This window comes from Sphingobacterium sp. 1.A.4, from assembly GCF_002734245.1.
Taxonomy (GTDB): Bacteria; Bacteroidota; Bacteroidia; order Sphingobacteriales; family Sphingobacteriaceae; genus Sphingobacterium; species Sphingobacterium tenebrionis.
In genome coordinates, this window is record NZ_PEAZ01000052.1 from 170169 (window position 1) to 181291 (window position 11123).

Genomic DNA, 11123 nt, shown 5'->3' on the forward strand with positions numbered 1-11123 from the left:
TCCGCGTGAACATTCAAGAACTATTAACAAAATACAGTAATTCCACTCAAGTAAAAGCCTTACAACAAAGCATTCAAGGGAAGAGACCCAAGATCCATTTAAAGGGATTGGTGGGTTCGGCGGATGCCATGGTTGCTGCCGCATGTTATCAACTGGAAAAAAGATTAAATGTATTCATCCTTCCTACACATGAGGATGCCTCTTATTTCTTGAGCGACCTGGAAAGTCTTTTTGATAAACAGATCTTATTTTTTCCGGCTTCTTACCGAAAACCCTACGAATTTACACAACTGGATAGCGCGCATGTGCTTCAGCGGGCTGAGACCTTGAGTTCTTTGAACCAAAATTCGGAACTCCCTAAAATTGTGGTCACCTATCCCGAAGCCATTGCCGAAAAGGTGATCAACAAACAGGATCTGGAAAAGAACACCTTGCCCATTACACAGAACACCAAACTCAGTATCGATTTCATCAACGAATTTCTGTATGAATACGATTTTGAGCGGGTAGATTTTGTGTATGAACCTGGACAATTCGCCATCCGTGGGGGAATTGTGGATATCTTCTCCTTTTCCAACGACCTCCCCTATCGCATCGAATTCTTTGGGGATGAAATTGAGAGCATCCGAACCTTCGATATTGAAAATCAGTTATCCGTCAATAAAATCCATACCGTAACGATTGTACCTAATGTACAGGCGAAATTCTTGTCGAACAACCATATTTCCTTATTGGAATATATCGATAAGGACTCCGTAGTATGGATCAAGGACGTTCAATTCACCTTGGATATCCTGAAGGATGGTTATAAAAAAGCATCCCAATTTTGGAAAGCTTTAACGGAGAAGGATCTGAAAGCGAACCCGGAATTGTTAGATCCAAGATTTACATTCACCGATGAGAAGAATTTCAATGCAATGCTGTTCGAATATCCCATCATCGAATTTGGAAAACAATTTTTTTACAATGCGGATGAAAAACTAGAATTCGATACACATCCACAACCTTCGTTTAACAAGGACTTCAATCTGTTGATCCATAACTTCAAGGAAAACGAGAAACATGGCATCCACAATTACATTTTTTCCGATTCCACCAAACAAATTGAACGGATTTACGCGATTCTAGATGATCTGGATAAGACAGTAAGTTTTACTCCGATCTATAAAGCGCTTAGAGAAGGCTTAAGGGATGATGTTCAAAAATCTGCCTGCTATACCGATCATCAGATCTTTGATCGTTATTATAAATATAAGCGGAAAAAGGGTTATGAACGCTCGCAAGCCATCACCTTAAAAGAGCTTGGAGAATTAAAACCAGGTGATTTCATTACCCATATCGATCATGGCGTTGGTAAGTATGCGGGGTTGGAAAAAGTAGATGTGAATGGTAAAACGCAGGAAATGATTCGGTTGGTTTATGCGGATAATGACCTCCTATATGTCAACATCAACTCCCTGAACAGGATTTCCAAATATTCCGGAAAAGAGGGCACTGTTCCCAAGATGAACAAGTTAGGAACAGATGCTTGGGACAAACTAAAGAAAACGACGAAAAAGAAGGTCAAGGATATTGCCCGCGACCTGATCATGTTATATGCCAAACGCAAGGCCCAAACCGGTAATGCGTTCAGTCCGGACACCTATTTGCAGCGCGAGCTGGAAGCCTCCTTTATCTATGAGGATACCCCAGATCAGGAAAAGGCAACCAATGATCTGAAAAGAGATATGGAGTCCCCTCATCCTATGGACCGCTTGGTCTGTGGTGATGTTGGTTTCGGAAAAACAGAAGTTGCCATCCGTGCGGCGTTTAAAGCCGTAGCAGATAGCAAACAGGTGGCTGTTTTAGTCCCTACAACGATCCTTGCGCTACAGCATTTCCGAACCTTCTCCGAAAGGCTGAAAGGTTTTCCGGTGAATATCGATTACATCAACCGTTTCAAATCCAGCAAACAGATCAAGGACACCTTGAAAAGACTGGAAGAAGGAAAAGTGGATATCATTATCGGAACCCATCGCTTGGTGAGCAAGGATGTGAAATTTAAGGACCTTGGATTGATGATCATCGATGAGGAACAGAAATTCGGGGTATCGGTAAAGGAGAAACTGAAAGTCATGCGTGCAAACGTCGACTCCCTGACCTTGACCGCAACACCTATCCCACGAACCTTACACTTCTCCCTAATGGGAGCAAGGGATTTAAGCATTATTTCTACCCCACCACCGAACAGACAGCCTGTACAGACAGAACTTCATGTGTTTAATGAAAGTCTGATCCAGGAAGCGGTTAGCTTTGAACTGGACCGTGGCGGACAGGTGTTCTTCATCCATAATCGGGTGGCAGACCTTCCTCAATTAGGCATGTTGATCCGGAAATTGGTCCCAGGAGCGAGAGTTGGTATAGCGCATGGGCAATTGGAAGGTGATGAACTGGAAGATGTAATGTTGAAGTTCATCAACCATGAATACGATGTTTTGGTTGCTACCACGATTATCGAAGCGGGGCTAGATATACCAAATGCCAATACGATCATGATCAACCATGCCCATATGTTTGGATTGAGCGATCTTCACCAGATGCGTGGCCGTGTGGGACGTACCAATAAAAAGGCATTCTGTTACCTGATGAGCCCACCATTGTCCACATTGACCAATGAGGCCTACAAAAGGCTATCGGCCATTGAAGAATTCTCGGAATTAGGTTCAGGATTCAATGTGGCGATGCGCGATCTGGATATCCGCGGTTCAGGGAACCTTTTGGGAGCTGAACAATCGGGTTTCATCGCAGAGATTGGTTTTGAGATGTACAATAAGATCTTGGATGAAGCGGTTCAGGAGCTAAAAGACGATGAATTTGGTGATCTATTTGCCGATGAGACCAATCGTAAATATGTAAGCTTTACCCAGATCGATACGGATCTGGAAGTATTGATCCCGGATGAGTATGTAACCAATATATCTGAAAGATATAACCTGTACAATGATATTGCTAAACTGAAGGACGAGACGCAATTACAGGCATTTGAACAATCCTTAATGGATCGATTCGGACCTGTACCAGCGCCAGTTTACGAACTGTTCAATACCTTAAGGTTGCAATGGCTGGGTAAGGAAATCGGATTGGAGAAAATCTCCTTTAAGAAAGATACCTTAAAAGGATTTTTTGTAAGCAATCCGAAGTCGAGCTATTACCAGTCTGAAAAATTCGGGCAGGTATTGGCCTTTGTTCAGAAGCATAGAAGTATCGCGAATCTGAAAGAAGTGAAAGGTCAATTAAGGATTGCGGTCAACAATGTCAATAGCATTGAGTATGCTATAGAGCTGCTGAAAGAAATGGCATAATTGGTAGGGGTTATTCCCCTACCAAAAACACAGCATTTGCCATCAAAAGCTTCCCACTTTCCCAAAAATTCCGGAAAAGGACATTATCCGTCAAGTAAACTACCGTTCCTTGACCAATCTGCTGCGTTCCGAATACCAGGCCATTCTTCAGTTTCTTATTCAGGTTGTGTCCTACAAAGCCACTTACTTTAGAGCCCTCTGTGATATACCCTACATTCCAGCCTTCACTGTTCTGAAAATACTGGTATAGGTTAGCATCTGATTTTAAGGTGAAATAATCCTTAATTCCATACATCAAAGGATGTGAATCATCGAATGTGACCTTATAGATAGCTCCAGCCGTATAGTTTTCCAAAGCGCCTCTTTCCCTATCTGCATATTTTTTCAAGGGATTTGGTTTATTCTTCGCACTGGTATCCGTTTTCACAGCCTTTAGCTTCGACCATTCCTGACTCGCCAATTGCCCGACGACAGACTCCAATGCCACCACCTTTCCGCCTGCCCGCAGCCAACTCGCAAATTCCTTACTTTGATTGGTATCCTTTAAAAAGGAATAATTACCATTCGGCATGATGAACACATCAATATCGCTCCATTTTACCCGAGAAAAATCCGAAGGATTGATCAAGGTTATCGGATATTTAAGCATCTCATCAAAATAATGCCAGATCTCGCCTACATTGGTTGCCCTAATCCCCTCTCCTGCCATCATCAGCACCTTAGGGGATTTCACAGTTTTTACATCGGAGCTCCCTAGATCCCTTCCACCTTCCACAATGCCTGATTGGATCGGGAAAAGCCTCACCTGAAGCTTATCCGCCTCTTCCTTGATGATGCGTTCCGCATCGGCCTGCTTATTCCCGTTCTTCATGATCAACAAGGATCCCCGCGGAAAATCTTCTTTTCCTACCTTAAAGGCATAATCGGAAGATTTCAAATTAATTTTCCTTTTCAATAAGGCTGCCGTGAGTTGTGCTGCGGAAAACCCATCCCATTTTATCGCGTAGCCAAAACCTGCTGCTGCCCGATTTTCTATCTTTTCTAAAGAATAAGGCTGGAGTTTAGCCGGTTTCGCCATAGAAGCAATGGCCGGGAGACCATAAACATAAGGCATTGCCCATGCGGTGATATCATAAGTGACCGAATCCGTCAATTTTGCATCAGGCTCAAACAATACCCTGATCAATGCTGCCTTAGCTTGACTTCCCGGAATGACCACATCTTTCTCCGACAGGGTATAATTTGCTTCTTTTTTGCTGAAATAATCCATCCCCTTCACCGAACCCGATCCTGCATAATACTTGATCTGGTTCTTATCCAATAATTTCAAAAGAGCCCGCAAACTGCCTTCCCTTGCAGCATCATATTTTATCACATAACTATGATAGGAGGATAATTTACCTGCTATGGCATCTTCACCAAACTTCTTGAATTCCGCCACGACCTTGTCCGCATGCTGGGATACCACTTCCACGATATTGATACCGGATGCATGATGTTGGATTGCGCGATCAACCAGGGTCAATGTATCCTTATTATCGGTATACACCCCCAAACCGGCAGATCCATTACCGGCCTTTTCAAAGGTCATCCCAATAGCACCTGAATAAATCGGATAGGTATCCCCATAAGAAGGATAGAACAGGTCAAAACGTTCCTTGGTAAAATATAGCCAACCTTTGGAATCAAAATATTTTGCATTGTGCCTTCCGATGGTGGTCTGAAACTCCCTTTGCCATGGGGTAATCACCTCGTGCAAAGGTTCTGCCGCTGGCGGAAAATAATAGGGTGCATTGATGCCCTGCTCATGAAAATCGACATGAATATGCGGCAGCCATTTGTTATAGATCACCGCACGTAGCCTGCTTTCCTGTTGGGTCTGCCATGCCCAATCGCGGTTCATATCGAAATAATAGTGGTTCAATCGACCTCCAGGCCATGGTTCCCGATGTTCCCGGGCATACAGTTCCGGGTTATACTGCGCGCCTACAACACCGTTATGCCAATTGTTATACCGTTCCGTCCCATCCGGATTCAGACAAGGATCGATGATGACCAAGGTGTTTTCCAACCAGCGCTTTGTCTCTTGATTCTTCGGGTTGAGCAATTCGAAAAGGGTCAGCATGGAAGCTTCAATAGATGAAGTTTCATTTCCATGGACGTTATTGCTCATCCAGATAATTGCAGGAATGTTACTGCTTCCCTCCCCTTCCAAAGCCTTGGCAAGTTTTAGGTTATTGTTCCTGATTTCCTCTAATTTCGAAATATGCTTTGCGGAAGAAACATAAAAAACCTGCAACGGCCTCCCCTCAATAGAAGTACCATAGGACTCCATTTTCACTTGGTTGGGGAATTCCTTGGCGATGTACGCATAATAGTCCAAGACCTTCCAATAAGGCGTAACTTTGGTACCCACCTGATAACCGAGGAACTCGGAGGGCGATTTCACCTGTGCCATAACACAAATAGTGAAAAAACAGCCTATGATGCTGAGCAATCTTTTCATAATTTAGTAATACTGTTTAGATTAAAATATTATACATATTTAGGTCTTCAAATTAAGGATTTATAGGAATAATTTTTAATTTTTAGGCCTTTATTTTAAATCAACCTATTATGGCTCATTTAGAAACCGACCTCATTCACAAAGGAAGTGAATTCAATGAAAGTAAAGCTGTTGTTACACCAATTTACCAAACGTCCACATATATTGCAGATGAGGACCTAAAACAATACATTACCGCTGCATCGGAGACAAAACATCCTGGATTTTATCATAGGCATGGTAATCCGACCAACTCCCAGGCGGCCGCTGTATTAGCCTCTTTGGAGAAGACGGAAGATGCGCTGGTCTTGGCCACAGGCATGGCGGCGATCAGTACGGCAATTCTCACCGTGGTGAAAACTGGAGACCACATCATTACCCAGCATTCCCTTTACTCCGGCGCTATGCTCTTCTTTAAGGAATTCCTGTCGGATTTTGGGGTAGAGGTTACATATGTGGACCAAAAGGACAACCAGGCCTTTGAAAAGGCCATTCAGCCAAACACAAAACTGATCTATGTGGAAACCCCTTCCAATCCAAACCTTGACATTACAGACCTTGCATTCATTGCCGGACTGGGAAAGAAAGGACAGATCACCACGATGGTGGACAATACTTTCGCCTCTCCGATCAACCAGACGCCTGCTGATTTTGGTATAGATATTATCGTGCATTCCGCAACGAAATATCTTGGGGGGCATAGTGACCTTACTGCTGGAGCTGTGTGCGGTAGAAAATCTTACATAAACAAGGTATGGCGGAGATCCTTGGTCCTGGGGGGATCTTTAAGCCCATTTGATTCCTGGCTGTTGTTAAGGGGGATGAAGACACTCGCTATGAGGGTTAGACAGATCAATGAGAATGCCCTTGAATTGGCACAATGGCTGGATAAACATCCCCGCATCAAAAAAGTAGCCTATGTTGGGTTGAGTTCACATCCACAATATGCATTGGCACAAAAACAGATGAATGGAGGAACGGGCATGTTATGTGTGGAACTATCGGCTGATCATGATGAACAGGCATATTCCTATGCTCAAGAGGTCCTGAACAGATTGACCATTTTTGCCAATGCCGCAAGTCTGGGAGGAGTAGAATCCTTGGTGGTACATCCAGCAAGTATGTGGGGCGGCCACCATGATAAGGACCAAAAGCAGACATCTGGTATATATCCGGGACTTATACGTATTTCAGTGGGTATTGAAAACATAGAGGACCTTATTAAGGACTTTGAAACAGCACTGGGCTGATCCCTCTTCATGTCATTAAAGAAATGGAGGACTATTAACAGAATGTTAGCCAGAAAATAGTACAGTTAGCGTGTTCCAGGCTTCCTTTAAAAAGAATCCTAAATGGATTTTGAGCTACGAGCATTCCGGTGTACCTAAATCAAAGCTTGGGGATCGAGGAAAGGATCTATCCACAGAAAAAAATCTAGGATAGATCTTTATCAGGGGAGCCTATCTGTCTGCCAAACCATTGCCAAAGGGCCTTTTTGCTGTAAAGTACAGGCAGGAGGGCATCTAATAGGTCAAGTTTTCCCAATTTGGGGCACATTTGGAAATCCCACTCGCAGAACGGTGCCCTCTGCTGGTTTACTCTGTACCTCTACAGTTCCGTGGTTCCGTTCAATCAGGTCCTTGATCAACAGAAGTCCAATCCCCGATCCCCTTTCATCTGCAGTCCCTAATGAATTCCTCTGAACAGATTTGAATAGCGTGGACAAATCTTTCATACTTATCCCAATACCATGGTCGATTATAGATATATACGTCCTAGTCCCTTCAACCTTGACCGATAGTTTTATCTTCCCCCCAAAAAAACTGAATTTTATCGCATTGCTCAATATGTTCCTTATGATTATGCGAATGTGTTCCATATCCGCAACGACAGAATCCTCGGGTGAGATCTCCAAGGAAACATGGAGGCTCTTCCTTTTTATCTGTTCCTGAAAATTATTGATGGTATCATTTACAACTGGCAATAGGCAGACTTTCGTTTTTTCACCCGTGGCGCCCTTTACATTACTGCTACCCCATTTTAGAAGATCATCCAGGATCTGATTCTGCTTTAGGATGTGGGCATGGATATCGCTGATGAATTCGATGGATTTTTCCTGGTTGAAGATATGATGTTTCAGGGCAAGCACCAGGTTTTCAAGACTTGCCAAAGGGCTTTTCACATCATGGGCAATAATAGAAAACACTTTTTCCTTCTCTTGATTGGATTCCTTCAATGCTCTTTTCTGCTTCTGGATCTTCAGAATGTTGTTCTTTATGATCTGGAGAAAAGAATTGGTAACCAAAATGATAAATCCTATTGAACTAATCATGTTGACCAGAACCCTTGCCCTTGGCAAAGGTTCAGTGATGTTCACCCTTTCGCCCAGGATAAATATGGCAACCATTGATACCGCTACCATTGCACCAAAGAAGATGTGAACCTTTCTTTGATCATAGAGCATCATAGAGGCCACGAGGATACTTATCAGAAAATATTCCGCACCATTCTTGAATAAGATAGCACCGGCAAGAAAAAATATAAAATTGAACCCAAGCAGAACTGCCTTCGCACTTTCAAACCTCCGATAGTGCAAGAGTACGAGAACAGTGGCGGAACTTAGGGAATTCAGGATATTTATGGATGCCAACAAGAACCTTTGATCTTCTAGGTTAACCAATGCAAAATAAAATGTAGGGAATACGCATATCCAAGCAATAGTCCGGACCATCTGATTCCTTTTGTTCTGAATGTAGGGATTTTCCGAATATACTTTCCTATGGGACAGGACCAATCTGTAGAGACGGATTATTTTGATATAAATCTGCTTGATAAATAAAGGAAAACTTTTCACAAAGAATAGAAATTAATCAGTATCATATTTTTTGAACAAGGATCTTTCCCAACAATCGCCCATGACCCAACGTTCTTGCACGGTCAATACCAGCAAAATGGCACTGCGAATTTAAGGATATTTATATCATCTACAACTGGACCATGAAATACCCTTTGGTCCAAAGATCAAATCAACAACCTGTACGATTAGCGAAACTGGAATCAAGGATGTGTGGGATCCAGCCTTTGGAAGATTTAATATATATTAGATCAAATGGATTTTACTGTGCAAAAACCAAGATACCCGGTTCTCCCAGTTCATTCCAGTCCACATTCTACCGAATTGCCTACCACCCCGAAAAAACTCACTTTCCTCTTTTCAACTCCCCCCTAATTGGGGCCATCGTCTGGAACAGCCCGATTTATATTCCTCGTAGACCGAATTTATTCTGGTTTATTTTTAAGGTACCTTTTCCTGTACCATTCAGGAATGGTAAAAATCAATGATCTCCCTCCCTAAAACAAAATTTTCAAACAGAATTACTATTACTAAGGCCGATGAGGGATTAGTCAATACCTGTTCCACACTCTTAATTCCCCATGGATTTTTGGACATTTCAAAAAATTGCTCCTGGGCCAATCCGGGTATTTCCAGTGGTCATCTTTTTACGATGGAAATGGAACAAAATACAGCTCCGGTTTTCACAGGATATCCCGGGCGGGGTGCGTTGAATTTAAGTATATTATGGATTCCTATAATCCCTGTCCTAGAAATTCCCTATATTCTGTTGGCGATTTTCCATAAAGTTTTTTGAAGTATATGCTGAACCCGTTTGCTGATCTAAAACCCAATGAATAGGAAACTTCCTTGATTGATAGTCCTGTATCCTCCAGCATTTTTTGTCCAAGCTCAATGAGGTAACTATCTATTATTTCCTTAGGCGATCTATCCATAACCTTTCTGGTTATGTTAGAATGGGTCCTATTTGTAATATTTAGGGATTCAGCATAAAAAGTCACCCCCTTCTCCTTTACTGCATTTAATGCTACCAGTCCTTTGAAGGCTACTGCAGTGTTAAGATAAGTTATCGGGACATTATCAGAAACTGGACCATTCCTACCTAAATCCTTTGATTTTTCGAACACCTTTTTCAAATGGAGCACATTATTCTTCAAAAGATTCGAGATCAACAGTTCCTTTGATTCTTCCTCATCGTCATTCTGGTAGGTCTTAATCATATCGTTAATCGCCTTCAAATGTGCGGCCTCCTTCTTGGATATACGGAATTGATGGAAATCACTTTTCCTGTTTTTGAAGATTTCCGCTATTTGGTTGTCATAGAACAGAACTGTATCAAAAAAAAAGTATTCAGATATGGGGCATATTTTTTCAATTTCCAAGGTCGGAGGAACAAAGATCCTTGAGTCCAATACAAAATGACCCGGAGCAGTTTCAATGATCTTCGATACATCTAGGATCTCGAAGGAAGATAGTAATTCAGGTAGACTGTCCTTCCTTTCGAGCAATTCTTTACCATTTATGAGAAAACATAGGATCTTTCTATTCATACAATCGGATTAATTGGAAGATTAACAAAAATTTCACCAAAATATCTTTCTGAAACGAAAATTCATTACAGAGATCCATATGGTTGATCCCTATTATCGATTAAATATTGTTCTGAACCAAGATAATCCAACAAAATCGTATTGTCCTAAGGTTTTGGGAAAACACATCAACAATTCGGAAGGTTGGCAGAGTATATGGAAATTGATTGCTCGATAGGATTTTAAAATAAAATTTTTAGATTTTGAAAATAGGAATATGAACTGGATTCGGAATCTTATAAAAATAATTTTTACCACATATTATATTACCGATACAAAGAGTTTGCCTCCCCTTTTCCTCCTCAAAACGATGGCACGATTAAGAATCAAAAAAAATGAAGGTGTCTAAAAAGGCACCTTCTTCTGTTTTATACCTTTCTGGAGCTCCATTATAATTTCATGAGCAATATTAGGCTGCAAGTCGATGTTTTGTACTTTTCAGCATGTTGATGGCTTGATTTATCGCAAACAGGGAGTTTTTGCCACCTGGTTTACCGATAAAAGCTTTGTCTTTCCACTTTTTTGCCCATTTTCTGAGGTTATGGGCAATGGCCATCAATCCGAACTCCACAGCGACTTTCTCCAGTCCTTTCATTGTGAACCGGGTAAACCTGTTGTTGCTTTTCATCTGACCGAAAACAGCTTCCACTTCTATGGGTCGCTTGCTCCGATGGTACATTCCCTCTTCCGATAGCAGTCTTTCCCGGGCTTTATCCTTGAGCTGATTGAGCCTGTGGTTCACTTCAATGAGCCGATCGCCTTTAGCTTTATGGCACCCACTGCGCATCGGGCAG

General features: G+C 42.1%; 5 protein-coding genes and 1 pseudogene. 2 read left to right on the top strand and 4 right to left on the bottom strand.

Annotation, left to right across the window (positions count from 1 at the left end; translation table 11 throughout):
- The first annotated feature begins 5 nt into the window (after nucleotides 1–5).
- Nucleotides 6–3341: a transcription-repair coupling factor gene (gene mfd, locus CRJ00_RS08905; RefSeq protein WP_099366521.1), complete on the top strand. Its 3336-nt coding sequence runs from the start codon at nucleotides 6–8 to the stop codon at nucleotides 3339–3341.
- Nucleotides 3342–3351: 10 nt separating this feature from the next.
- Here mfd and CRJ00_RS08910 read toward each other — a convergent pair whose 3' ends face one another.
- Complete coding sequence (locus CRJ00_RS08910) at nucleotides 3352–5847, bottom strand: M14 metallopeptidase family protein (protein ID WP_099366522.1); 2496 nt, start codon at nucleotides 5845–5847, stop codon at nucleotides 3352–3354.
- A gap of 110 nt (nucleotides 5848–5957) precedes the next feature.
- On the opposite strand from CRJ00_RS08910, the gene CRJ00_RS08915 reads away from it, so the two are divergent.
- Entirely contained in the window at nucleotides 5958–7136 is a 1179-nt protein-coding gene (locus tag CRJ00_RS08915) for a trans-sulfuration enzyme family protein (protein ID WP_099366523.1), read from the top strand.
- A gap of 281 nt (nucleotides 7137–7417) precedes the next feature.
- Here CRJ00_RS08915 and CRJ00_RS08920 read toward each other — a convergent pair whose 3' ends face one another.
- The 3 genes and pseudogenes from CRJ00_RS08920 to CRJ00_RS08935 form a co-directional block, all read right to left on the bottom strand.
- Nucleotides 7418–8617, bottom strand: coding sequence for a sensor histidine kinase (locus CRJ00_RS08920; RefSeq protein ID WP_144038135.1), 1200 nt, complete (start codon nucleotides 8615–8617; stop codon nucleotides 7418–7420).
- Nucleotides 8618–9474: 857 nt separating this feature from the next.
- Nucleotides 9475–10290 carry a helix-turn-helix domain-containing protein gene (locus tag CRJ00_RS08930; protein ID WP_099366526.1) on the bottom strand — a complete coding sequence of 272 codons (816 nt, stop codon included), beginning with the start codon at nucleotides 10288–10290 and terminating at the stop codon, nucleotides 9475–9477.
- 556 nt (nucleotides 10291–10846) lie between these two features.
- A pseudogene (locus CRJ00_RS08935) lies at nucleotides 10847–11123 on the bottom strand (transposase); the annotation flags it as partial.